The following is a 24,128-nucleotide window of genomic DNA, read 5'->3' on the forward strand; positions in this document are numbered from 1 at the left end:
ATGACGGTCACCTGTGAACTGGATGCGCTGGGACGGGCGCCGGACATCGGCCGCGAACGCGGGCTGCTGGGTCGTGCGCTGGTGTCGGCAGGCGTCATCACCGACGAGCAACTGGGTGCGGCGCTGGCACTGCAGCAGCGCTGGAACTCGCGCCTGGGTGATGTGATTCTGGCCCAGCGCGGCGTGCCGGCGCAGCGTTTCTACGCCATCGTGGCGGCGCACTTCGGGCTGGAATTCATCGACCTGGTGCAGCAGCCGCCGGATCCGGCGCTGCTGGTTCCCGGAGATCTGGACAGCTATGCACAACGCCTGCTGCTGCCGTGGCGGCGCGAGAACGACGTGCTGGTGCTGGCAGTGGCCGACCCGGACCCGGCGCTGTTTGCCTGGGCGCGCGCGCACTACGGCGAAGAGGTGCGCTTTGTCGGCACCGCCAAGTTCGACATCATCTGGAGCCTGCAACGCCACGCCGACGAGCAGCTCACCGACAACGCGCTGAACCTGCTCGCCGCGCATGCGCCGACCTATTCGGCGCGCCAGGTGGTGACGCACAGGCAGAAGATCACGCTGTGGGTGCTGGCCGCCTTGCTGGTGGTAACGCTGGTGGTGTTTCCGGTGCCGGCGCTGATTGCCGTCAACATGCTGGTGGCGCTGGGCTTCCTGGCCACCTTCGGCCTGAAGCTGTTGCTGGTGTGGTTTGGCTCGCGTCATCGCATCGACATCAAGGTCACCGAAGGCGAGGTGGCTGCGCTGCGCGATGACGACCTGCCGGTCTATACCGTGCTGGTGCCGATGTACAAGGAGCCGGAAGTCCTGCCGATCCTGGCTAACGCACTGCGCAAGCTGGATTACCCGATCAGCAAGCTCGACGTGAAGCTGGTGCTGGAAGCCGACGACGTGGAGACCATCGAGGCGGCCAAGAAACTCGGCCTGGAAACGTTCTTCGAAATCATTCGGGTGCCACCGTCGCAGCCCAAGACCAAGCCCAAGGCCTGCAACTATGCGCTGCATTTCGCGCGTGGGGAGCTGCTCACCATCTACGACGCCGAAGACAAGCCCGAGCCGGACCAGCTCAAGCGCGTGGTGGCCGCATTCCGCAAGGCGGAAAAAGACGTGGTGTGCATCCAGGCACGGCTGAATTACTACAACGCCGACGAAAACTGGCTGACACGGATGTTCACGCTGGAGTACACGCTCTGGTTCGACTTCTACCTGCCGGCGCTGGAATACCTGCGCATCCCGATTCCACTGGGTGGCACCTCCAATCACTTCCGTCTGGATGTGCTGCGGCAGGTGCGCGCATGGGACCCCTACAACGTCACCGAAGACGCCGACCTGGGCGTGCGCCTGATCCAGAACGGTTACCGCGTCAACGTGGTCAATTCCACTACCTTCGAAGAAGCCAACGTCAGCATCCCCAACTGGATCCGGCAGCGCTCGCGCTGGCTCAAGGGCTACATGCAGACCTGGCTGGTGCATATGCGCGACCCGGTGCATCTGTACCGCAGTACCGGATTCAAGGGGTTTTGGGGCTTCCAGTTCTTCATCGGCGGCAATTTCTTCATTGCGCTGGGCGTGCCGGTGATGTGGGCGTTGTGCCTGATTAGCGTGGTGAGCGGTGCGCGCGTGTTCGATGCGATCTTTCCGCCGTGGCTGGCTGCGATCTCGCTGGTGAATCTGCTGCTGGCCAACGCGTTTTTCATCTACATCACGCTGGTGGCTGCGTTCAAACGCGACTACTTCAAGCTGGCACCGTACGCGCTCACGGTGCCGCTTTACTGGGTATTGCAGTTGATCGCCGGCTACAAAGGTCTTTGGCAGCTGATCCACAATCCTTTCTATTGGGAGAAGACCACGCATGGCCTCAGCAAGCATTCGGAAAACGAGCGCCGTGCCGCACTCGAAGAATGAGCCGGCTGCCGTGCGTCGCGACCGCGGTCTGCCGGCATTCCTGGTGGCGGTGGTAGCGCTGTCGCTGTTGAGTCAGCCCTTGCTGGTGCAGTCGTTGGGCGGCGCCGCACCGGTGGCCGCCCCCGGCGTGGGCGTGCCGGCGACGGGTCTGTTGACCTGGGCGGTGGAGCGGGCGCTACATCGCTGGGATCTGCCGTTCCTGGTCTGGCCGTTTCTGGCGGTGGCGGCCAATGCCGTGTTCCTGTCACTGCTGTGGCGCGACCTGGCCGGTGTGTTCGGGCGTGGCTGGGCCAGCGGTTTGACCCTGTTGGTGGGCTGCAACCCGCTGTTCCTGCTGCCGATCACGGCCGGCGGCAGCCAGGCGGTGGGGCTGCTGGCGTTCTATGGCTTGTGCCGTACGCTGCGCCGCCTGCAGGCGCCGGTGGAGGCGTTTACCTACCTGCGTATCGCTGGCTGGCTGTGCCTCTTGCTGTGCCTGGATGTGCAGACGCTGGCACTGTCGACAATGGTGGCGCCGTGGCTGTTGCTGGTGATCCCGCCGCAACTGCGGCGCAAGGCGCCGGGGTCGTTCTACCTGGTGTGTTATCTGCCGTTCGTGTTTCTGCTCGGCATATGGGCGTACGTCAATCTGACCGTGTTCCATGCGCCGTGGCCGGCACTGTCGAACATCGCGCAGGGCGCGCACTCGCTGCCGTTGCCGCTGGCCGCGCAGGCGCAGGGTTGGTTGCCAGCGGTGCGTTGGGGCGTGGCTGCGGCGGTCTGCTTCCCGGTGCTGGCGCTCGTGCTACGTGCGCGCAGCGCGGCGCTGGCGCGTGGCGTGATCGCCAGCGCCGGGACCGTGATCTGCGCGGCAGCGCTGTCGTTCGCCTTCGGCTGGGCCGGGTTCGATGCGCTGGTGCTGCTGTGGGTGCCGGCCGCGTTGCTGCTGCGCGCTTTGCAGCCGGACCAGCGCAGCCAGGCGGCCGGCTTGCTGCTGCTTGGCCTGCTCGGTGCAGCCTGGGTGCAACCGCAGGGCTGGGGGAGCTGGCTGCGCGCGGTGCCAGCCGCCCACGCACGGGCATTGGTGAAGGGTGAGGCGGTGGTGCTGCCAGCGAATGCGCCAGTGGCATGGCAGGGCCGAGTGCAGACGCAAGCCGTGCTCGGTGCATCCACGCCCGCCAGCGCTCCTGACGCGGCCGTGGGCCCAACCACCGGCACCATGGCGCCGCCCGACACGACACATGCGACCCTGGGCACGACCCGCTGCGTGCAGGGCACGGCAGCGTCGACCAGCGAGGCAGCGGCTGCATGTTCAAGCGCGTTCTGACCCTTTTTGCGGTGCTGGGTGTGTGCCTGCTGGCCAATGGCTGCAATGCCGCCGCGCCGATGTGGATGGGCGCCAACGTCAAGGTTTCGGCCAACGCGCCCTGGGAAAGCCCGGCTGCCGCGCAGTCGCTGGAGGCCTTGGCCGCCACCGGTGCGAGCAAGGCGTTGCTGGTGGCGTTCGTGTGGCAGGCAACCCCACATTCCAACGACCCGGTGCTGGGCAGCGACAGCCGCCTGGAGGCGCTGCGGGCGGCGCTGCGCCAGAGCCATCGCGCCGGCCTGAGTCCCACGCTCAAGGTGCATGTCTGGATCCCCGGGCACTGGGCTGGCGAGGTGGCGCCCGACGATCAGGCGGCCTGGTTCGCCGCGTATCAGAAGGCGTTGTTGCCGCTGGCACAGCTGGCCGAGGACGAACACGCCGAGGCGCTGGTGGTCGGCACCGAGCTACGTAAGCTGCAGGACGCCCCGCAATGGCCCGGGCTGGTGGCGGCGGTGCGCCAGGTCTATCGCGGCAAGCTGTTGTACGTGGCCGATGGCATGGAGCACGCGGAGAGCTTCCGTTACTGGTCGCTGTTCGATGCGGTGGGCACCAGCCTGTATCCGCGTCTGTCCGAAGCAGCCAAGGCACGCACGCAGGAAATGCAGGCCGCCGCGCAGCGGCTGCAGCAGCTGGGGCAGCGCGTGGGCAAGCCGGTCTGGGTGGCCGAGCTGGGTCTGCGCTCGGCGCGCGGCAGCCTGGCGGCGCCGTGGGAAAGCCCGGAGCAACGCACCGCAGCGGTGGACACCCATCTGCAGCGGCAGGTGCTGCAGCAATGGCGCACGGTGTTGCAGGCACACGGCATGGACGGCATCGCGCTGTGGTGCTGGTACACCGATCCCACGGCTGGCGGCCCGGACGACAGCGACTTCACCGTGCAAGGCAAACCGGCGCAACAGGTGCTGGCGCGCTGAGGGCGCGGTGGGGCAGGGGACAGCGATGCCGCTGCCGGCGGCCCATCCATCTGGGGGGGGCATCGCTGGAGATATGCGGAGGCGGGGCGGTAAGATCGCCTCGCACGTCGATGTGCGCGCGTCATCGGCCGCCTACTGCGCCCATGGCTGCGGCGCAGCGCGCGCCGCGACACATGCAGGCGGCGGCGTGGCGGGCATAATCCAGCCGCATGATTATCCATTCATTGCTCGATACCGACCTCTACAAGTTCACCATGATGCAGGCGGTGCTGCACCAGCACCCGGCCGCGCAGGTCGAGTACCGTTTCAAGTGCCGCACCCCTGGCGTGGACCTGGCGCAGTTCATCGATGAGATCGCGCGCGAGATCGATGCGCTGTGCCGGCTGCGCCTGCGCGAGGACGAGGTGGACTATCTGCGCGGCCTGCGCTTCATCAAGCCGGACTTTGCCGACTTCCTGGCGCTGTTCCATCTGGATCGCAAGTACCTGCAGCTGGCGGCATCCACCAGCGCGCCGGGTGAGATCGAGCTGACCATCCGTGGGCCGTGGCTGCACACCATCCTGTTCGAGGTGCCACTGCTGGCGATCATCAACGAGGTGTGGTTCCGCAACACCTCCGAGCCGGATTTCGAGGAGGGCCGCTGTCGCCTGCGCGAGAAGATCGCCAGCCTGCGCAGTATGCCGGCTGGCTGCAAGATCGCCGATTACGGCACCCGGCGGCGCTACTCGCGGCACTGGCACGGCGAGCTGCTGCCGTTGCTGCGCGATGGGCTGGGCGAGCAGTTCGTGGGCACCAGCAATGTGTACTTCGCCAAGCATTACAGGCTGACACCATTGGGCACGATGGCGCACGAATACCTGCAGGCGTTCCAGGCGCTGGGACCGCGGCTGCGCGACTCGCAGGTGGCCGCGCTGGAATCGTGGGCGCGCGAGTACCGCGGCGATCTGGGCATCGCGCTGTCGGACGTGGTGGGGCTGGACGCCTTCCTGCGCGATTTCGACCTGTACTTCTGCAAGCTGTTCGACGGCATGCGCCACGACTCCGGCGACCCGTTCGAGTGGGGCGAGCGCGTCATCGCGCACCTGCAGGCGCACCGCATCGACCCCCGCAGCAAGGTGCTGGTGTTCAGCGACGGCCTCAACATCGACAAGGTGATGCGGCTGTACCAGCACTTCCACACCCGCTGCCGGCTGGCCTTCGGGGTCGGCACCAGCCTGACCAACGACCTGGGGCCGACGCCGCTGCAGATCGTCATCAAGATGGTCCGCTGCAACGGCCAGCCGGTGGCCAAGCTCAGCGATTCGCCCGGCAAGCGCATGTGCGAGGACGTTGGCTACCTGCGGTACCTGCGCGATGTATTCGGCCTGCCGCCCCTGTCCGACGAGGTGACTGCGCGCGACAGGGAATGACGCAATCGGGCACAAACTGCCCGGACGGAAAGGCTGCCTTCGGTGAATACGCTGAAAAGTGAGATGCATCTCTCAATTGGCAGTTTGCGCGCGTTAACATTGGCATCACGCTTGCATCACTTCTGGTGCATCTGTCGTATGTGGTGTCCCTCCATCGCGAAACCCGCCGAATGTCAGCACTGGACCCGTTGTCGCTCTACCGCACCCGCAGCTGTTCCCGGCAGTGGCTGGGATTTGTGCGTGCAATGGCCGAGGAGTTCGGCGCCGAGCTGCCCGAGCACGATCTGGCGACGTTGATGGCGCGTATCGGCCGCCGCTTCGCGCAGGCGCATCGCTTGCTGCCGTGCGCGACGCTGGAAGAGATGCAGCAGGCCGCCAACGCGGTCTGGGACGACTGCGACTGGGGGCGGTGCGCGTTGGACGAGCAGGCCGACCATGTGTGGATCCGGCATGCCGGCGCGCCGTTGGGCGTGGTGCTGGATGGCGCGGCGTGGAGCGACGGGTTCTTGCAGGGTGTGTATGAAGGGTGGTTCCAGCAAGTGGGGATGCTGGCAGGCCTGGCGGTGCAGACCGTTCCGGGCGAAACCGTGGATCTGCGTCAGTTCGTGCTGGCGCGGGCGCAATGAGCATGTGTGACCGGGCAAGGGGACTGTGATGGCACCGAAGAACACCAAGAATGCACCTGAGCACGACGATGTCTCGGGCCTGTTCGCGCGTCTGGGGACGCAGGCGAGCGAGGGGTATCACGACTTCGCCTACACCCAGCTGCCGCCACGCAAGCCGGAGGTGGTGCCGGCCGATGTGCCTGCGCCCGCCGAGACAGCACGGCCCGCACCGGAAGCGCTGACGCCGGCTCTGCCGATACCGGCGCCCGCGCCGCGTGGGCCGATCGTGCAGGCGGCCGTCGCCGCGACGCCGGCCGGCGACCCTGGCGAGGTGCCGCCGGCCGATGCGCTGGCACCGCTGCGCAAGCTGCGCCAGCTCGACGAACCAGGGCCGCGCGGCCTGCCGGCGCCCGGACGACTGGCGCACACACCGCTGGAGCGTCTGTTCCAGCGCCTGTCGCAGGCCGATGTGCGCAGTTCGGCACAGAGCCCGCTCAGGCGGCTGCGGTCGCGTTGACCCGCTTGACTGAATGATCCACGGCAAGCGCCCGCGCGCTTGTCAGTGCCTGTTCTGCCGCATGCCGCCACGCCTGAAAGGATTTTCCCGATGACCGCTGCCCGTATCCGTTCCGCATCACCGCTGCCAAGGCTGGCGACCTGGGCGCTGTGGTCGCTGGGTGCGTTGCTGCTGGTGTTCGTGGTGGCCGTGCCGATGGACGTAACCCAGCAGCTGGTGTTTTCCGGCGTGCTGTTCGCCGTGGCACTGGCGGTGCGCAACCGGGGCGGGCGCGTGGTCATCCTGATGATGATGGGCATGTCGCTGGCGGTGTCGTGCCGCTACATCTGGTGGCGCATGACCCAGACCATGGGCGTGGGCAGCGCGGTGGATTTCATTCTTGGCCTGGGCCTGCTCGGCGCCGAGCTGTATGCGTTCGTGATCCTGGTGCTGGGCTATTTCCAGGTGCTGTGGCCGCTCAACCGCAAACCGGTGCCATTGCCGGCCGACCAGAGCCTGTGGCCGAGCGTGGACGTGTTCATTCCCACCTACAACGAGCCGCTGTCGGTGGTGCGTACCACCGTGCTGGCCGCCAGTGTGATCGATTGGCCGGCCGGCAAGATCACCATCCACCTGCTCGATGACGGCCGCCGCGACGCGTTCCGCGAGTTCTGCGCCGAGGTCGGCATCAACTATGTCACCCGCACCAACAATGCGCACGCCAAGGCCGGCAACATCAACGCGGCGCTGAAGAAGTGCAGCGGCGAGTACGTGGCGATCTTCGACTGCGACCACATCCCGACCCGCTCGTTCCTGCAGGTGGCGATGGGCTGGTTCCTGCGCGACACCCAGCTGGCGCTGGTGCAGATGCCGCACTATTTCTTCTCGCCCGATCCGTTCGAGCGCAACCTCGACACCCACGGCAAGGTGCCCAACGAGGGCGAGCTGTTCTACGGCCTGCTGCAGGACGGCAACGACCAGTGGAATGCCACGTTCTTCTGCGGCTCGTGCGCGGTCATCAAGCGCACCGCGCTGGAAGAAGTGGGCGGGGTGGCAGTGGAAACCGTCACCGAAGATGCGCACACCGCGCTCAAGCTGCAGCGCCGCGGCTACCGCACCGCGTACCTGGCGGTGCCGCAGGCCGCAGGGCTGGCGACCGAGAGCCTGTCCGGCCATGTGGCGCAGCGCATCCGCTGGGCGCGCGGCATGGCGCAGATCGCGCGTATTGACAACCCTTTGTTGGGCCGTGGGCTCAAGCTGTCGCAGCGGCTGTGCTATCTCAACGCGATGCTGCACTTCTTCTACGGGGTGCCGCGCATCATCTATCTCACCGCGCCGCTGGCCTATCTGTTCTTCGGCGCGCATGTGATCCAGGCCTCGGCGTTGATGATCCTGGCCTATGCGTTGCCGCATATCCTGCAGGCCAACCTGACCAATCTGCGCGTGCAGAGCCGGTTTCGGCATCTGCTGTGGAACGAGGTCTACGAGACCACGCTGGCCTGGTACATCTTCCGCCCGACGCTGGTGGCGCTGCTCAACCCCAAGCTGGGCAAGTTCAACGTCACCCCCAAGGGCGGTCTGGTGGCGCGCAGCTATTTCGATGCGCAGATCGCCAAGCCCTACCTGTTCCTGCTGCTGCTCAACGTGGTGGGCGTGGTGGCCGGCGTGCTGCGGCTGATCTATGTGGGCGGCAGCGGCGAGCAACAGACGATCTGGTTCAACCTGGCCTGGACGCTGTACAACATGGTGCTGCTGGGCGCCACGATCGCCACTGCCAGCGAAACCCGCCAGGTGCGCAGCGCCCACCGCGTGCCGCTGGATATCCCGGTCAATCTGTACCTGCCCGATGGCAACGTGCTGGCCAGCCGTTCGTTGAATTTCTCCACCGGCGGCATGGCGATCATGCTCGATCAGCCGCAGCCGATCGAACCCGGCATGCAGGTCCAGATCGGCCTGAGCCATCGCGGCATCGAACAGACCCTGCCGGCGGTGGTACGGCAGGATCGCGATGGCCAGGTCAGCATCCAGTTCACGCAGATGTCGATGGAACAGGAACGCTGGCTGGTGGCGTCCACCTTCGCGCGTGCCGATATCTGGCTTTCGCAATGGGGCCAGCACGACCGTGATTCTTTCTGGCGCTCGATGGGCCAGGTGCTGGAAGCCAGTGCGCGCGGATTTGGGCGGTTGGGCCGGCATATGGTGGACAGTGCGCGGCAGGGCTTTCGCCCGGCGCGCCCGCTGGATCTGGAGTCGTGAGTGCGATGCGTGCTGTGTCCCTTTCCCTTGCCAAGAATCGATTGATGCGAATGTCCCCCGCCGTGTTGACCTGCGCGCTTACCCTCCTGGCCGGTCTGGCACAGGCGCAGCAGGCCGCGCCGACGGCGCCCGCAGCCGATGCGCAGGCCGCCGCGGCAACCGTGCCCGAGGCGCCGCTGCCCGCCGGCAGCGCGCGCGTGGCCACGCTGCGCGATCTGGGCATCGATTACGAAATCACCTTGCGCGGCGTGCAGGGCAGTGCCGGGGTGCCCTTCAGCGTGCGCAGCGACGAGATCGTCACCGCCGCCACGCTCAATCTCAAATACAGCTATTCGCCGTCGCTGCTGCCGGACCTGTCGCACGTCAAGGTCACCATCAACGGCGTCACCGTGGCCACCTTGCCCACCGACAAGGCCAACGCGGGCAAGCTGCTCTCGGCCGATGTGCCGATCGACCCGCGCCTGATTACCGACTACAACCAGCTCAACCTGCAGCTGATCGGCCATTACACGCGCGAGTGCGAAGACCCCGACCACAGCAGCCTGTGGGCGAACGTGGACGCGGCCACCAGCCTGTCGCTGACCACCACGCCGCTGGCGCTGGCCAACAACCTGGCACTGCTGCCGGTGCCGTTCTTCGATGTGCGCGACACGCGCCGGCTGGAGCTGCCGTTCTATTTCCCGCAGCAGCCGGACATGGACACGTTGCAGGCGGCCGGCACGGTGGCCTCGTGGTTCGGCACCCTGGCCGGGTATCGCGGCGCGGTGTTCCCGGCATCGACCACGGCGCTGCCGGCCAGCGGCAATGCGGTGGTGTTCGCCACCCCGGCCACCTTGCCGGCGCAGTTCGCCACCGCCGACAGCGGCGTGGCCGATATCCGTGGCCCCACCGTGGCGGTGGTGGTCAACCCCACCGATCCCAACGGCAAGCTGCTGCTGGTGCTCGGTCGCAATACCGATGACCTGCAACGTGCCGCCGCCGCACTGGCGCTGCGTGCGCCGTTGACCGGTGCGGTAGCCCGCATTGGCGAGATGTCCGCGCCGGCGCCGCGCCAGCCCTATGACGCGCCCAAGTGGGTCTCCAGCGAACACCCGGTGCGTTTCGGTGATCTGGTCACCCAACCCGGCGCGCTCAATGTCACCGGCTACCACCCGGACCTGATCCGGGTCGGCCTGCAGCTGCCGCCGGACCTGTTCGTGTGGGAGCGCGAGGGCATTCCGGTGGCGCTGAAATACCGCTACACGGTGCCGGAGGTGGACAACAAGTCCGCGCTCAACGTCAGCATCAACGAGTCGTTCGTCACCACGCTGCCGCTGACCGGGCGCCCGTTCGCCGAGTCCACCCCGATGCGCTGGTGGAACAGCCTGGGCGCGCGCGGCAGCATGCCGGTGCACCAGGACCTGACCTTGCCGGTGGGCGCGTTTTCGGCCAATAGCCAGCTGCGCTTCCATTTCTTCTTCGATCGCCCGCAGGACGAGGAATGCAAGAACAGTTTCCCGGACGTCTCTGGCGCCATCGATGCCGATTCCACCATCGACCTGAGCGGCTTCCATCACTACATGGCGATGCCGAACCTGGCCGCGTTCGCCAACGCCGGCTATCCGTTCACGCGGCTGGCCGACCTGGCCGAATCGACCATCGTGCTGCCCAACAACCCGGGCGACCAGGATCTGGGCAATGTGCTGACCTTGCTCGGGCGCTTCGGCGCATCCACCGGCTACCCGGCGTTGCATGTGCAGATCATCGGCCCCAGCGCGGTGCAGCAGCACGCCGATCGCGATCTGCTGCTGCTGGGCAGCGCCACCTCGCAGCCCTTGTTCAAGCAATGGCAGGCGCAGTTGCCGTTGAGCCAGGACGGGCAGGGCCGGCGCATCGACCTGAGCGACTGGCTGTTCGAGAAACTGCCCGCCTTCCTGTCCTTCGACGCGCGCCGCACCGACCTGCCCACCACCGCCGAGATCGCGCTGCAGCCGCAGCCGGATGACGTGCTGCTGATGGGCTTCGAATCGCCGCTGGCATCCGGCCGCAGCGTGGTCGCGTTCCAGACCGAAGACCCGGCCAACATGAGCCGCCTGTTCGATGCCTGGTTCGACCCGGCCCTGCTCAAGGACTTCCAGGGCAGCGTGGTCTTGCTGCAGCAGAAGAAGGTCACCAGCCTGGTCGGCAACCAGACCTATTACGTGGGCCACCTGCCGCTGCCGACCTGGTTGCGCTGGTACTTCTCGCACCACCCGGTGTGGTTGGCGTTCACCGTGGTGCTGCTGGCGCTGTTGCTGGCCCTGGCCGCCCGCGTGCTGCTGCGCCGGCACACTGCGGAGCGACTCAACGAAGGAACGAGCACATGAGCGCACATCCCACCGCCAGCGGCATGATCCGCCGCCGCCTGCTGCGCGCCGGCGCGCTGGCTGGCCTGGCCGCGGTGCTGCCGGCGGGCGCCAAGCCGGCACCGGCGCAGTGCGGCAGCTGGCCGTTGTGGAATGCCTTCGTGTCCAGGCACATCCAGCCCGATGGACGGGTGGTGGATTACCTCAACGCCGACCAGCGCTCCACCTCCGAAGGCCAGTCGTATGCGCTGTTCTTCGCACTGGTGGCCAACGACCAGGTGCTGTTCGACAAGGTGCTGGGCTGGACCCGGCACAACCTGTGCGGCGGCCGCCCGGACCTGAACCTGCCGGCCTGGCTGTGGGGCCGCGACGAGGGCGGCAACTGGCGGGTGCTAGACCCCAACACCGCCAGCGACGGCGAGTTGTGGATCGCCTACGCCCTGCTGGAAGCCGGCCGGCTGTGGAACCGCCCCGGCTACGTCAAGGCCGGCCAGCAGATCCTGCAGCTGATGCGTGCGCAGGAAGTGGCCACGCTGCCCGGGATCGGCCCGATGCTGTTGCCCGGCCGCAGCGGATTCGCGGACAACGGCCGCTGGACGCTCAACCCCAGCTACCTGCCGATCCAACTGCTGCGTCGCTGCGTCGTTGCCGATCCCAAAGGTCCCTGGGCCGCCATTGCCGCCAACAGCGCGCGCGTGCTGCGCGAGAGTGCGCCGGTGGGGTTCGCCCCGGACTGGACGGTGTGGGACGGCACCCGCTTCAGCGCCGATCCCAAGCGCGGCACTGTCGGCAGCTATGACGCCATCCGCGTGTATCTGTGGGCCGGCATGCTCGATGCTGGCGAACCGCTGCGCGCCAGGTTGCTGCAGGACCTGTCCGGCCCGGCCGACCTGCTGGCAGCAGGCACCGGTTTCGCCGAAAAGATCGACACCGCACGCGGCGTGGGCACCGGCCCGGTGCCGGTGGGGTTTTCCGCTGCGCTGCTGCCGTACCTGAGTGCCCTGGGCCAGCCCGCATTGCTCAAGGCGCAGGCGCAGCGCATTCCCGCCGCCGCCCAGCCTGCGGCCGCCGCCCTGCCGTACTACGAACGCACGCTGGCCCTGTTTGGACAGGGCTGGCTTGAGAACCGCTACCGCTTTGCCGCAGACGGGCGCCTGCTGCCCGCCTGGAGAACGCCTGCATGCTCCGCAAAAACCTGACGCCGCTCTACCTCGCCGGCATGATCGACCTGTGCCTGCTCGCCTCACCGGTGCATGCGCAGACCGGCGCCACCCAGCAACTGGTCGGGCAGGGCAATTACTGGCATGACCAGGGCCGCGACGACCTGGCCGCCGATACCTGGAAAAAGCTGCTCGGCATCGACCCGGACCAGCCCGACGCCTTGCTCGGCCTGGCCCAGATCGACCTGGCGCAGGGCCGCCAGTCCGAAGCGCGCAAGCGCCTGCAGCAACTTGAAGCCGCCCACCCGCAGTCGCCGCAGGCCCAGCGCCTGCGCGTGGCGATCGGCGCGCGCGGCAGCGCCGCCGCCGGCGAAGACCCCAATCTGCGCAACGCGCGCCGCGCTTCTGCCGCCGGGCGGTATGTCGAAGCCGCGCGCAGCTACGAGGCCGTGTTCGCCGGCAAGGCACCGCCGCCGACCCTGGCGCTGGAGTACTACCAGTCGCTGGCCGGCACGCCCACCGGCTGGGAGCGCGCCCGTGACGGTCTGCGCAAGCTGCAGGCCAGCGAACCGGGCAATCCGTCGCTGCAGCTGGCGCTGGCCCAGGTGCTGAGCTACCGCGAACCCACCCGCCGCGACGGCATCGCGCAGCTGCGCACGCTGGCGCAGCGTGCCGACGTCGGCGGCCCGGCGCGCATCAGCTGGCGCCAGGCGCTGCTGTGGCTCAATGCCAACACCGCCGATGCGCCGCTGTACCAGGCGTTTCTGGCCGGCACCCCGAACGATGCGGACGTCACCGCCAAACTCGGTCAGCTGAGCAACCGCCGCAGCGCCGAGACCACGCCGGCCGATCCCAATGGCATTGCGCTCGGCGAAGGCTTCCGCGCGCTCAACGCCGGCAACCTGGGGGTGGCCGAACAACGCTTCACCCAGGTGCTGCGTGCGCGTGCGCGCGACCCCGAGGCACTGGGTGGGCTGGGCTCGGTGCGTCTGCGCCAGCAACGTTTCTCCGAAGCGCAGGAGCTGCTGCGCCCGGCGGCGGCCAGCAATGGCAAATGGAAACCTGCGCTGGATAGCGCGCGCTATTGGCAGCAGTTGCAGCAGGCCGAGGCCGCGCGTGCGCGCGGCGATCTGGCGCAGGCACGCCAGTTGGTGGAACAGTCGGTGCAGTTGCTGCCCAACGAGCCGGCAGGCCATGTGGCGCTGGGCGGATTGCAGGCCGCCGGCGACCCGGTCGCGGCCGAGGCCAGTTATCGCAAGGCGCTGTCGCGCGATGCCGACAATGCCGGCGCCCTGCAGGGCCTGGTCGGGCTGTACAGCCGCCAGGGCCGCATGCAGGAAGCCACCGAGTTGTTCAACCGCCTGCCGGCCGCCGAACGCGCCAAGTCCGGGGGACAGGCCTTGCTGCGTTCCAACGTGCAGCGTGCGCGTGCCCGCCAGTCGCTGGATGCCGGCGATGCGGTCAGCGCGCAGGCCGAGCTGGAAGCGGCCATGGTCGAACGCCCCGGCGATGCCTGGATCCGCCTGGATCTGGCGCGTCTCTACCAACAGGCCGGCCGCCCCGATCAGGCGCGCAGCGTCATGGACGGCCTGCTTGCCGTGCATGCCGATCAACCCGAAGCGCTGCATGCCCATGCCTTGTTCGCCCAGGAAAGCGGCGACTGGCAGGGCGCCTACGACAGTCTGGATCGCATCCCGGTTGCAGCGCGCACGCCGGAGATGACCCAGCTGCGCACCACCGCCTGGATCGAACTGCAGGCACGCCAGGCGCGCAGGCTGGTGCAGCAGGGTCGGGTGGGCGAGGCCCAGCAACTGCTGGCGCGTACCGAAACCGCGCTCGGCAATCAGCTCGACGACCCGCAACTGCTGGCCGCGCTGGCCGGTGCACATGCCGACGCCGGCAACACCCCGCGCGCGCTGGTGCTGGCACAGCGCCTGGTCACCGGCGCCAACCCGCGTACCGAAGACCGCCTGCACTATGCCGACGTGCTGCTACGTGCGCAGCAGGACGCCGAGCTGTCGGCGGTGCTGCGCCAGCTGCAAGCCACCACCATGACGCCGGAACAATTGCGCCGCTATCAGACCCTGCGCAGCGCCTACACGCTGCGCCAGGTGGATGCCTTGCGCGAGCTGGGCAATCTGGAAGGCGCCTTTGACGCACTGTCGCCGATCCTGGCGCAGCAACCGGACAACCGCGACGCGCAGGCCGCGCTGGCGCGGCTGTATGCCGCCGCCGGCGACCAGCCGCAGGCGCTGGCGCTGTATCAACAGATCCTGCAGCGCCATCCCGACGACCTGGACACGCTCACTGCCGCCGCCAACAGCGCCGCCGCGCAGTCGGATCTGCGTAGTGCCGAGGGTTATCTGCAACGCGCGCTGGCGCAGGCGCCGGAGTCGCCGGACGTGCTGGCCGCGGCCGGCCGGGTGTATCGCAGCGCCGGCAAGAACCGCAAGGCCGAGCAGTATTTCCGCGCCTCGCTGGCCGCCCAGCAGCGCCAGGCCGGCCAACTCGATAACGGCCTGCCTTCGGCACGCGGCCCCGCCATGGTGGCCTCGTCCGGTCGCCCGCTCAATCCGTTCTCCGGCATGACCGGCGGCATGCCGCGCTCACCGGCGGTGCTGTCCGAGCGCATGGACGCAGGCAACGCCTACGCGCAGACCGCGCTGGCGCCGCTGCCCGCGCAACCGGCCGCTGCCCGCTTCGCTGCGCCCGTCCCCGCGCCTGTCACTGCCGACGCGTATGCCTACGCCGGCAATAGTGCCGATCCCTTGCCGCCGCCGGTGAGCGCCAGCGCCGCGCCGGCGGTGCTGCCAGCGCCGGCCAGCCGTTCGCGCCTGCCCGCACGCAGCGTGCCGACGCTGGCACCGGCCGACGACCTGCGCCCGCGCGGCGTCGCGGCGCAGTCACTGCCGCCGGTCAACGGCGGCAACAGCGTGCTCGACGAACTGCGCGCCGTGCAGTCGGAAAACAGCGACAACCTCGCCGGTGGCGCGCTGTACCGCTCGCGCGATGGCGAAGACGGCCTGGGCCGCCTGGACGACATCGAAATGCCGGTGCAGGCCGAGTTCGCGGTGGGCGACGGCAAGCTCGGCGTCACGTTGACGCCCACCGTGGTGGATGCCGGCACCCTGACCACCGATTACGCCACCGCCAGCCGCTTCGGCAGCGGCCCGCAGACGGCGGTCAACGACGCGCTTGCCGCTGATCGCCGCCCCATCGACGCGCTGACCAGCTCGTCGGTGTATCAACTGCTCGCCACCGAAGGCAACACCGCCGCCACGCGCGAACGCCTGCGTCGCTATGCCTTGAATACCGGCCTGTTCGGCGAGCTGCTCACCGAGAACAACAACAGCACGCCGGCGGCGTTGGCCGCGCTGGCCAACGAACCGTTGCCGGCGTACCTGCTCAGCGTCAATGCGTCCAACACGCCGATCGCGCAGCTGGCGCGGGATATCCTCAGCAACACCGCCATCAGCGAACAGCTGGCCGCCGGCGACGGCGCCGCGTTGCAGGCATTGGCCAGCAGTTCCGCCGCCGCGCAGCAGACGCCGACCTCGCTGGCGGCCACGCTCAACAGCATGGCCGCCACCGGCAACGGTGCGCGCCGGCTCAGCCAGGACGACACCGGCGTCGGCGTCGGTGTGCGCTATCGCAACGGCGGTTTCAGCGCCGATGTCGGCAGCACGCCGATCGGATTCCAGGAGCAGAACATCGTCGGCGGGGTCGGCTATCGCGGCGAGCTCGGCGAGACGGTGAGTTGGTCGGCCGATGCCTCGCGGCGCGCGGTCACCGACAGCGTGCTGTCGTTCGCCGGCGTACAGGACGGCCGCAGCGGCCGCGAATGGGGCGGTGTCAGCAGCAACGGCATCGCGCTGTCGGCCACTGCCGACAACGGCCTGCTCGGTGGCTACGCCAATCTCGCCGCACACCGCCTGACCGGCAACAACGTGGCCGACAACGACCACCGTCAGGCCGACCTGGGTTTCTACGTGCATGCGCTGGAAACCCGCAACCAGTCGCTGACCGCCGGCGTCAATCTGACCGCCATGCAGTACGCCAAGAACCTCAGCGGCTTCACCTACGGGCACGGCGGTTACTTCAGCCCGCAGGAGTATGTGGACCTCGGATTCCCGGTGCATTGGAGCGGCCGCAGCGTCGGGCAGAGCGTCAACTGGAAGGTCGATGCCAGCATCGGCGTGCAGCACTTCAAGACCGATCCCACGCCGTATTTCCCCACCGACCCAACCCTGCAGCAGGCTGCCTACGATGCCGCGTCGCTGGCGGCGCTGCTCGGTTTGGTCGACCGCTACACCGACCCGGTGTACGCGGGCGAAAGCCGCACCGGGGTGTCCTACAACCTCAGCGGCGCGGCCGAGTGGCAGGTGGCGCCGCAGTTGTTCCTGGGCGGGCGCCTGACCTTCAACAACGCACGCGACTACAACCAGTTCAGCAGCAATCTCTATCTGCGTTTCGTGATGGATCGCCTGGGCGCCGCGCTGGGCCGCGCACCGCAGGTGCTGACCTCGCCGTACGCGGCGGATCGCTGAGGCAATCGCGGCACTGCCGGTTCGCTACGCGGCGGGTAGTTGCCGCGGCGTGGCCGGCCGGCGCGCGGCGTGGCAGGTGGCATTGCTACCTGCCACGCCGCGTGCAGCGATGCCGGTGACGGCAGGCGGCATCACACAAACGAACGGCGCCTTCCGGCGCCGTCCGCATCCCCATCACCTGGTACACGCTTGCCTTACGGGCGAACCTTGGTGGCGCAGACGAACGTGGCCGCCTGTTGCACGCGGCTGATCGCACCCTGGTCTTCCAGCTCACGCAGATGGTCGTTCATGCAGCTCAGGTAACCGAGGCGGTTGCCTGCATTCTGGGTCTTGCACAGGCTGTTCTCGGCGGTGAGGTTGGCGCCGACGATCAGGCCGCCAGTCTCCACGGTCGGTACCAGCGTATTGCAGTTGCCCAGCCGGGTCAGGCCACGGTTCAAGGTCCAGCCGATGTCGGCAAACATCGCCGGGGTCAGGTCGATGTTCAGCTGCGCCTGCACTTCCGGCGTATCGAACGGCTCCATCAGCGCGTTCGGCTGCAGGTCGGTGTCGAAGTGCGAGAACGTCGAACCGCCGGCCACCACGCTGGGTGCATACAAGCGCGTGCGCCCCGCGCTGTCGGTGCCCTGCAGCAGCTCTGGATCCTCGTACAGCCCGGCCACGACCCCGGTGCTGCCCTTCAGGCGCGCGCCATCGACCTGCGACACCATGATCGCGGGGATGGTGATGTCGGTGATCGGCGGTGCGGCATTGCCCATGGTCTGCACGCCGGCGGCGTTGTTGGCCACGATCACGCCCACTGCGCCATTGAGCTGGGCGTTCTTGGCCTTGATGGCGAAGGCGCAGGTGCCACGGTCGATCAGCGCCACCTTGCCGGTCACCTCGGCGGCGTTGGCGAATGGCGTCTCACAGCCATCGGTGGCCGAGGCGGCCGCAACGCCATCGTTGACGGTCACCACCGCGCGGGCGGGGAAATTGCTGGCGGTCGCCAGCGGCCCGAAGCTGGCAAAGCCCACTTCGAACTTGCCGGCAGCGCTGCTGGGTGCAGTGACCTGCAGCAGGGTGCGCGGATCCAGGACCAACGCCGCCTCGCGGTTGACCCCCGAGCCGGCCCACACCGTGCGGCCCGGCGTGCGCATCGCCTCGGCACGCAGGGCATTGGTCATGGCCGGGTCGTCGAAGCGCTTGTTCTGCACGTTGTCATAGGCCTGCGAGGTGTAGACGTCGGTCAGCCCGCTGCCCGAACCGAGTACGCCGGTGGTCTTGTTGAGGAAGCCGGCAGCGCCCAGCCCGTGGCCGATCTCGTGCATCACCACGTTGAGGAAGTTGATCTGGCCCTGCGGCGTCTTGCCGTCCAGGCCCAGGTACCAGCCCGAGCCGGCCAGGCAGTCGTCCTTGCCCAGGTCGCCGTTGAATTGCGAGAACACGTCGGCCGGATCGGCCGGATCCGGTACCAGGTCCTGCCCGGCGATCGCATCGCCCAGCGCAGACGGGTACAGCGTATTGGGCTTGGCGCCGGGGAAGTTGTTGACGATCCAGTTCGGGCCGGCCTGGCACAGCGTGCCGCCGGTGGCGGTACAGGTCAGCCGCGCGAACGAGGCGTAGACCTTGATCTCCACAGTGCTCTGCAGCACCGCGCCCCACAGGTCCATGGCGTACTGGTAGGCGATACGACGCTGCTCGCCCACCGAGCGCCCGGGATTGCCACCCAGCGGGGCAGTGGCGGTCGGGTCGTTCAAGCCGACGACGGTGCCGGCATCGCCATTGATGAGCGTGACGGTGGCAGCCGACGCCTGCGCCGTCGCGAGTGCCGCACCCACCGCAAGGGACAACAGCAACAAGGGCTTATTCATGCGGCAGCGCCCCGTGCTCGGCGTGGGCGGGTTGGGTGTCGGCGTCATCGCCGTGTTCGATCACGATGCGGCCATCGGCCTGGCGGGTGGCGGTCAGCGAACTCATTTGCGTGGCCGGCAACTTGCGCGCCACGGTGCCGTTGGGCAGCCGACGGACACTGGCCAGGGCGGCGGCTTCGTTCTGTGGCAGCGCGGCGGGAGTCGCCCGGCCGGTGGCGCTGCGGGCGGCGGCAGAGGCGGCCTGCTGATCCAGCGCCGCGCTCTCGGCGTCGGTCAGCGGGCGCAACTTGCCGGTGGCGGGATCGATACCGACCTTGGAGCTGGCGGCGACATCCTGCGCCGCGGCAATTGCCGGCAGGCAGGCCAGACACAGCGCACCGGACAACATCCATCCAGGCTTGCGAAAGCTCATCATTGTTGGGGTTTCCTTGGGTCCAACGGCAGAAAGAAAGTGGTGCGAGGGAGCGGTGTTCGGGTGGATCCTTCCGTTTTAGTCTGTTGATGACTGAATCATGAATCCGTGATTTGTGTCAAAATTTTGACGGGAAGGGAGCAAATGGCGAATCGATGTGCTGAAAAAGTCAGTTCTGTGGATGCGTCCGGCTACCCGTTCACCAGGGAGTTGCCTTTTCACTGGTGCCTAGCCGGGAATTTGACGCGGCTGCTGCTGGCCGTTGCGTGTCGCCCGCGCCGTCTTGCCGCTGGCCTGGCGCGTCGACATGGCCGTGCGCAGCTGTCCAGTGGCCGGCTTCGGCCAGGCGCCCAGCCTGTCTCGACACGGCGCCGGCCGTTTCGCTCACCGCACGGTCTGGCCCCACGTCCTAAGATCGCGGCATCGTTTTTTCGGGAGCATCGGCATGATTCGCGAGATCATCCGCATGGGCGACAAGCGCCTGCTGCGCGTGGCACCTGTGGTGACCAACCTGGGCAGCGCGCAATTGCAGGCGCTGGTGGCCGACATGTTCGACACCATGGACGACGCGCGCGGCGTGGGGCTGGCGGCGCCGCAGATCGCGGTGAACCTGCAATTGATGGTGTTCGGCTTCGAGGCCAGCGAGCGGTATCCCGAGGCGCCTGCCGTGCCGCGTACCGCATTGGCCAATGCGCAGATCGAGCCGCTGTCGGAAGAGATGGAGAACGGCTGGGAGGGGTGCCTGTCGATTCCCGGGTTGCGCGCGGTGATTCCGCGCTATCGCCGTATCCGGTACCGCGGCTTCGCGCCCGACGGCACGCCGATCGATCGCCAGGCCGAAGGCTTCCACGCGCGCGTCGTGCAGCACGAATACGACCATCTGGTCGGTCGCCTGTACCCCTCACGCATCGAGAACTTCGACACCTTCGGTTTCGAAGACGTGTTGTCGTACGAGCTGTAGCGCCTGGCGACGACCGCCGCGTGCCGTCTACCCGCACGCTAATCACAAACAGACAGGGCGCCTGATGGCGCCCTGTCCTTGCTGCTGCAACGCCCTTACTTCAGCGCCTTGAAACGCAGGCGCTTCGGGCCGGCATCGTCGCCCATGCGGCGACGCTTGTCTTCTTCGTACTCGCGGTAGTTGCCCTGGAAGAACTCCACGTGCGAGTCGCCTTCGAACGCCAGGATATGCGTGGCGATACGGTCCAGGAACCAGCGGTCATGCGAGATCACGAAAGTGTTGCCGGGGAACTCCAGCAACGCATCTTCCAGTGCGCGCAGCGTTTCGATGTCCAGGTCGTTGGACGGTTCGTCCAGCAGCAGCACGTTGCCGCCCTGCAACAGCGTCTTGGCCATGTGCAGGCGACCGCGCTCACCGCCGGACAGCGAACCGACCATCTTCTGCTGGTCCTGGCCCTTGAAGTTGAAGCGGCCGATGTAGGCGCGCGACTGGATCTCCACGCCATTGATGTTGAGGATGTCCAGGCCGCCTGCGATTTCCTGGAACACGTTGTGGTTGCCTTCCAGCGCGTCGCGGCTCTGGTCCACGTAGGACAGCTGCACGGTCGGGCCGACCACGATCTCGCCGGAATCGGGCTTCTCCTGGCCGGTGATCATCTTGAACAGGGTCGACTTACCGGCACCGTTGGGGCCGATGATGCCGACGATGGCGCCCGGCGGCACGATCATCGACAGGTTGTCGATCAGCAGGCGGTCGCCGAACTTCTTGGAGACGTTCTTGAATTCCATCACCGAGTTGCCCAGGCGCTCGCCCGGCGGGATGAAGATTTCATTGGTCTCGTTGCGGCGCTGGTAATCCACCGACTGCAGCTCTTCCAGGCGGGCCAGACGCGCCTTGCCCTTGGTGCGGCCGCCCTTGGCGTTCTGCCGCGACCATTCCAGTTCTTTCTGGATCGCCTTCTGGCGTGACTTTTCCTGGTTGTCTTCCTGCTTGAGGCGCTCGTCCTTCTGGGTCAGCCAGTCGGTGTAGTTGCCCTTCCACGGAATGCCGCGGCCGCGGTCCAGTTCCAGGATCCACTCGGCGGCGTTGTCCAGGAAGTAGCGATCATGAGTGACTGCCACCACGGTGCCGGTATAGCGCGCCAGGAACTGCTCCAGCCATTCCACCGACTCGGCGTCCAGGTGGTTGGTGGGTTCGTCGAGCAGCAGCATGTCCGGCTTCTGCAGCAGCAGGCGGCACAGCGCCACGCGGCGCTTTTCGCCACCGGACAGCTTGCCCACGATGGCCTCCCATGGCGGCAGGCGCAGTGCATCGGCGGCCACGTCCAGCTGGTTTTCCAGGGTGTGGGCATCGCCGGCGGCCAGGATCGCCTCCAGGCGCTCCTGTTCCTTGGCCAGCGCGTCGAAATCGGCGCCTTCCTCGGCATAGGCCAGGTACACCGCATCCAGCGCGGCCTGGGCCTGCAGCACGTCGCCCACGCCTTCTTCGACCGCTTCGCGCACGGTGTGCTCGGGATTGAGCTGCGGTTCCTGCGCCAGGTAGCCGACCTTGATGCCGGCCTGCGGGCGGGCTTCGCCTTCGAAATCGGTATCCACGCCGGCCATGATCTTCAGCACCGTCGACTTGCCGGCGCCGTTCAGACCCAGCAGGCCGATCTTGGCGCCCGGGAAGAAGCTCAGCGAGATGTCCTTGATGATCTGCCGCTTGGGCGGGACTACCTTGCTGACGCGGTTCATGGTGTAAATGTATTGCGACATTGGGGCTCCGTGGACGCAGGCAGCCCGCCGGCCGAGGCCGGAGGCAGCGGAAAAGGGATGACCTCGATTATACGGGCAAGTGGCGGAGGCCGCGGCACGCCGAGCTGCAGCTAAATGGCAGCCTACCTATGACCTGAATAGGGATTTTCGTAACCGATTCCAGAAAGAATGCATTAAGGCGGGCAGCGTCTTAATGAAATTGCGACATCGCGAACAGCAGCTGGTCATGAACCGCAAACGCATTGTTACCGCCGTGCTTTCCTCCATCCTGCTGCTGGGTTCCGTAGCTCCGGCCGCTGTTGCCGGGGACTGGGACCGCGACCGTGATCGGCGCGGCCCTGACCGCGACTGGCGCGACTGGCGTGATGACCGCCGGGCCGATCGTCGTGAATGGCGCGATGATCGCCGGGCCGACCGCCGCGAGTGGCGCGATGACCGTCGCCACTACAACAGCGGATACCGCGAGGGCTATCGTGACGCGCGCTACCAGGATCGCCGCTACGGCAACCGGGTGTATGTCTACGACCGTCCGGCCTATTACCGCGCCGGCCCGCCGCCGCGTCCGTACTGGGCCCGCGGCCAGCGCTATCACGGCCCGGTCTACGTCATCAACGATTACGACCGCTACGACCTGCGTCGCCCGCCGTACGGCTACCGCTGGCAGCGCGATGACCGCGGCAATCTGCTGATGGTGGCCATCGCCACCGGCATCATTGCCGACCTGGTGCTCAACCACTGACCCGGCGCCAGCGCCTGGCCGCGACCGGGCAATCGCGCCGGTCATCACACAAGGCGCACCTTCGGGTGCGCCTTTGCCATGTCTGCCGCGCAAGCGCACCGCCCAGGTGATCCGCGCGATTGGTCACCCGTGCGGCAGGGGCTTACAATCGGCGGCCCTACTGGCTGCAGCTGCCCCGGAGCTTTGCATGTTCTCGCGCGACGTCCGACTGGAAACCTACGACCCCGAACTGGCCAAGGCCATCGCCGCTGAAGCTGGCCGCCAGGAGGATCATGTCGAGCTGATCGCCAGCGAAAACTATTGCAGCCCGCTGGTGATGGAAGCGCAGGGCAGCCAGCTGACCAACAAGTACGCCGAAGGCTACCCCGGCAAGCGCTACTACGGCGGCTGCGAGTACGTGGACATTGCCGAGCAGCTGGCAATCGACCGTATCAAGCAGGTGTTTGGCGCTGACTATGCCAACGTGCAGCCGCACAGCGGCTCGCAGGCCAACCAGGCGGTGTATCTGGCGCTGCTGCAGCCCGGCGACACCATCCTGGGCATGAGCCTGGCCCATGGCGGCCACCTGACCCACGGCGCCAAGGTCAATGTGTCCGGCAAGCTGTTCAACGCGGTGCAATACGGCGTCAACGCGCAGGGCCTGATCGACTACGACGAAGTGCAGCGTCTCGCCACCGAGCACCAGCCGAAGATGGTGGTGGCCGGTTTCTCTGCCTACTCGCAGAAGATCGACTGGGCGCGCTTCCGCGCCATTGCCGACAGCGTCGGTGCGTATCTGTTCGTGGACATGGCCCACGTCGCCGGCCTGGTGGCCGCTGGGGTGTATCCCAGCCCGATGGAGCATGCGCATGTGGTCACCTCGACCACCCACAAGACCCTGCGCGGCCCGCGTGGCGGCATCATCGTCGCTAAGGGGGCGAGCGAAGAGCTGCAGAAGAAGCTGCAGTCGATCGTGTTCCCCGGCATCCAGGGCGGCCCGCTGATGCATGTGATTGCGGCCAAGGCAGTGGCGTTCAAGGAAGCGCTGGAGCCGGCGTTCAAGACCTACCAGCAGCAGGTGGTGAAGAACGCCCAGGCCATGGCCAACACGCTGATCGCACGCGGCTACAAGATCGTCTCCGGTGGCACCGAAAATCACCTGATGCTGGTGGACATGATCGGTCGCGACGTCTCCGGCAAGGATGCCGAAGCCGCGCTCGGCAAGGCCCACATCACCGTCAACAAGAATGCGGTGCCCAACGACCCGCGCTCGCCGTTCGTCACCTCCGGCCTGCGGCTGGGCACCCCGGCCATCACCACGCGTGGCTACAAGGAACAGGACAGCATCGACCTGGCCAACTGGATCGCCGACGTGCTGGACGCCCCGAGCGACGAAGCCGTGCTGGCCAAGGTGCGCGACGCGGTCACCGCGCAGTGCAAGCAATTTCCGGTGTATGGCTGATGCG

Annotated in this window: 16 protein-coding genes; 13 read left to right on the forward strand and 3 right to left on the reverse strand. The window is 67.4% G+C overall.

All coding sequences use genetic code 11. The annotated features are described in order from the left end of the window. The 10 genes from XcuCFBP2542_RS03875 (at position 1) to XcuCFBP2542_RS03920 (ending at position 16,961) form a co-directional block, all read left to right on the forward strand. Complete coding sequence (locus XcuCFBP2542_RS03875; RefSeq protein ID WP_104602306.1) at positions 1-1,908, forward strand: glycosyltransferase family 2 protein; 1,908 nt, start codon at positions 1-3, stop codon at positions 1,906-1,908. A gap of 49 nt (positions 1,909-1,957) precedes the next feature. Next, positions 1,958-3,214 (forward strand): hypothetical protein, encoded by a 1,257-nt coding sequence (locus tag XcuCFBP2542_RS03880; protein WP_211292975.1) that lies wholly within the window; start codon positions 1,958-1,960, stop codon positions 3,212-3,214. Beyond that, a complete protein-coding gene (locus XcuCFBP2542_RS03885; RefSeq protein ID WP_167526818.1) occupies positions 3,196-4,164 on the forward strand; it encodes a glycoside hydrolase family 113 in 969 nt (322 codons plus the stop codon). The genes XcuCFBP2542_RS03880 and XcuCFBP2542_RS03885 overlap by 19 nt, the downstream gene beginning before the upstream one ends. 209 nt (positions 4,165-4,373) lie before the next feature. Further along, positions 4,374-5,573 (forward strand): nicotinate phosphoribosyltransferase, encoded by a 1,200-nt coding sequence (gene pncB / locus XcuCFBP2542_RS03890; RefSeq protein WP_104602309.1) that lies wholly within the window; start codon positions 4,374-4,376, stop codon positions 5,571-5,573. A 170-nt stretch (positions 5,574-5,743) separates the two neighbouring features. Further along, the gene (gene bcsD / locus XcuCFBP2542_RS03895; protein WP_104602310.1) at positions 5,744-6,199 is read left to right on the forward strand and encodes a cellulose biosynthesis protein BcsD; all 456 of its coding nucleotides are present in this window, start codon (positions 5,744-5,746) and stop codon (positions 6,197-6,199) included. A gap of 28 nt (positions 6,200-6,227) precedes the next feature. Further along, entirely contained in the window at positions 6,228-6,695 is a 468-nt protein-coding gene (locus tag XcuCFBP2542_RS03900) for a hypothetical protein (protein WP_104602311.1), read from the forward strand. A gap of 90 nt (positions 6,696-6,785) precedes the next feature. Beyond that, on the forward strand, positions 6,786-8,930 hold the full coding sequence (gene bcsA, locus XcuCFBP2542_RS03905) for a UDP-forming cellulose synthase catalytic subunit (protein WP_104602312.1): 2,145 nt from the start codon (positions 6,786-6,788) through the stop codon (positions 8,928-8,930). Positions 8,931-8,974: 44 nt separating this feature from the next. Further along, entirely contained in the window at positions 8,975-11,275 is a 2,301-nt protein-coding gene (bcsB, locus tag XcuCFBP2542_RS03910; RefSeq protein ID WP_104602313.1) for a cellulose biosynthesis cyclic di-GMP-binding regulatory protein BcsB, read from the forward strand. Continuing rightward, positions 11,272-12,453, forward strand: a complete 1,182-nt coding sequence (gene bcsZ / locus XcuCFBP2542_RS03915) for a cellulose synthase complex periplasmic endoglucanase BcsZ (RefSeq protein ID WP_104602314.1) — start codon at positions 11,272-11,274, stop codon at positions 12,451-12,453. Before bcsB ends, bcsZ begins: the two co-directional genes overlap by 4 nt. Then, a complete protein-coding gene (locus tag XcuCFBP2542_RS03920) occupies positions 12,435-16,961 on the forward strand; it encodes a cellulose synthase subunit BcsC-related outer membrane protein (RefSeq protein ID WP_104602315.1) in 4,527 nt (1,508 codons plus the stop codon). The genes bcsZ and XcuCFBP2542_RS03920 overlap by 19 nt, the downstream gene beginning before the upstream one ends. Before the next feature lie 194 nt (positions 16,962-17,155). Here the strand turns inward: XcuCFBP2542_RS03920 and XcuCFBP2542_RS03925 are convergent, their stop codons facing one another. Both XcuCFBP2542_RS03925 and XcuCFBP2542_RS03930 read right to left on the reverse strand, forming a co-directional pair. Continuing rightward, positions 17,156-18,814 (reverse strand): PA domain-containing protein, encoded by a 1,659-nt coding sequence (locus tag XcuCFBP2542_RS03925; RefSeq protein ID WP_104602316.1) that lies wholly within the window; start codon positions 18,812-18,814, stop codon positions 17,156-17,158. Next, a complete protein-coding gene (locus tag XcuCFBP2542_RS03930; RefSeq protein ID WP_104602317.1) occupies positions 18,807-19,229 on the reverse strand; it encodes a post-PEP-CTERM-1 domain-containing protein in 423 nt (140 codons plus the stop codon). The genes XcuCFBP2542_RS03925 and XcuCFBP2542_RS03930 overlap by 8 nt, the downstream gene beginning before the upstream one ends. A 442-nt stretch (positions 19,230-19,671) precedes the next feature. Between XcuCFBP2542_RS03930 and def the strand changes: the two genes are divergently transcribed. Continuing rightward, positions 19,672-20,187 carry a peptide deformylase gene (def, locus tag XcuCFBP2542_RS03935; protein ID WP_104602318.1) on the forward strand — a complete coding sequence of 172 codons (516 nt, stop codon included), beginning with the start codon at positions 19,672-19,674 and terminating at the stop codon, positions 20,185-20,187. A 95-nt stretch (positions 20,188-20,282) separates the two neighbouring features. Here the strand turns inward: def and ettA are convergent, their stop codons facing one another. Then, positions 20,283-21,944, reverse strand: coding sequence for an energy-dependent translational throttle protein EttA (ettA, locus tag XcuCFBP2542_RS03940; RefSeq protein ID WP_039408257.1), 1,662 nt, complete (start codon positions 21,942-21,944; stop codon positions 20,283-20,285). A gap of 226 nt (positions 21,945-22,170) precedes the next feature. Between ettA and XcuCFBP2542_RS03945 the strand changes: the two genes are divergently transcribed. Beyond that, the gene (locus XcuCFBP2542_RS03945; RefSeq protein ID WP_104602373.1) at positions 22,171-22,683 is read left to right on the forward strand and encodes an RcnB family protein; all 513 of its coding nucleotides are present in this window, start codon (positions 22,171-22,173) and stop codon (positions 22,681-22,683) included. A 187-nt stretch (positions 22,684-22,870) separates the two neighbouring features. Beyond that, positions 22,871-24,124, forward strand: a complete 1,254-nt coding sequence (gene glyA, locus XcuCFBP2542_RS03950) for a serine hydroxymethyltransferase (RefSeq protein ID WP_104602319.1) — start codon at positions 22,871-22,873, stop codon at positions 24,122-24,124. Positions 24,125-24,128 lie beyond the last annotated feature (4 nt).

The organism is Xanthomonas cucurbitae (genome assembly GCF_002939885.1).
GTDB lineage: Bacteria > Pseudomonadota > Gammaproteobacteria > Xanthomonadales > Xanthomonadaceae > Xanthomonas > Xanthomonas cucurbitae.

Bases quoted from the DNA above. Each gene is read 5' to 3' on its own strand.
- glyA (WP_104602319.1), top strand. From the start codon at position 22,871: ATGTTCTCGCGCGACGTCCGACTGGAAACCTACGACCCCGAACTGGCC.
- XcuCFBP2542_RS03875 (WP_104602306.1), top strand. From the start codon at position 1: ATGACGGTCACCTGTGAACTGGATGCGCTGGGACGGGCGCCGGACATC.
- XcuCFBP2542_RS03945 (WP_104602373.1), top strand. From the start codon at position 22,171: ATGAACCGCAAACGCATTGTTACCGCCGTGCTTTCCTCCATCCTGCTG.
- bcsB (WP_104602313.1), top strand. From the start codon at position 8,975: ATGCGAATGTCCCCCGCCGTGTTGACCTGCGCGCTTACCCTCCTGGCC.
- XcuCFBP2542_RS03885 (WP_167526818.1), top strand. From the start codon at position 3,196: ATGTTCAAGCGCGTTCTGACCCTTTTTGCGGTGCTGGGTGTGTGCCTG.
- XcuCFBP2542_RS03900 (WP_104602311.1), top strand. From the start codon at position 6,228: ATGGCACCGAAGAACACCAAGAATGCACCTGAGCACGACGATGTCTCG.
- pncB (WP_104602309.1), top strand. From the start codon at position 4,374: ATGATTATCCATTCATTGCTCGATACCGACCTCTACAAGTTCACCATG.
- bcsD (WP_104602310.1), top strand. From the start codon at position 5,744: ATGTCAGCACTGGACCCGTTGTCGCTCTACCGCACCCGCAGCTGTTCC.
- XcuCFBP2542_RS03920 (WP_104602315.1), top strand. From the start codon at position 12,435: ATGCTCCGCAAAAACCTGACGCCGCTCTACCTCGCCGGCATGATCGAC.
- XcuCFBP2542_RS03925 (WP_104602316.1), bottom strand. From the start codon at position 18,814: ATGAATAAGCCCTTGTTGCTGTTGTCCCTTGCGGTGGGTGCGGCACTC.
- def (WP_104602318.1), top strand. From the start codon at position 19,672: ATGATTCGCGAGATCATCCGCATGGGCGACAAGCGCCTGCTGCGCGTG.
- bcsZ (WP_104602314.1), top strand. From the start codon at position 11,272: ATGAGCGCACATCCCACCGCCAGCGGCATGATCCGCCGCCGCCTGCTG.
- bcsA (WP_104602312.1), top strand. From the start codon at position 6,786: ATGACCGCTGCCCGTATCCGTTCCGCATCACCGCTGCCAAGGCTGGCG.
- XcuCFBP2542_RS03930 (WP_104602317.1), bottom strand. From the start codon at position 19,229: ATGATGAGCTTTCGCAAGCCTGGATGGATGTTGTCCGGTGCGCTGTGT.
- ettA (WP_039408257.1), bottom strand. From the start codon at position 21,944: ATGTCGCAATACATTTACACCATGAACCGCGTCAGCAAGGTAGTCCCG.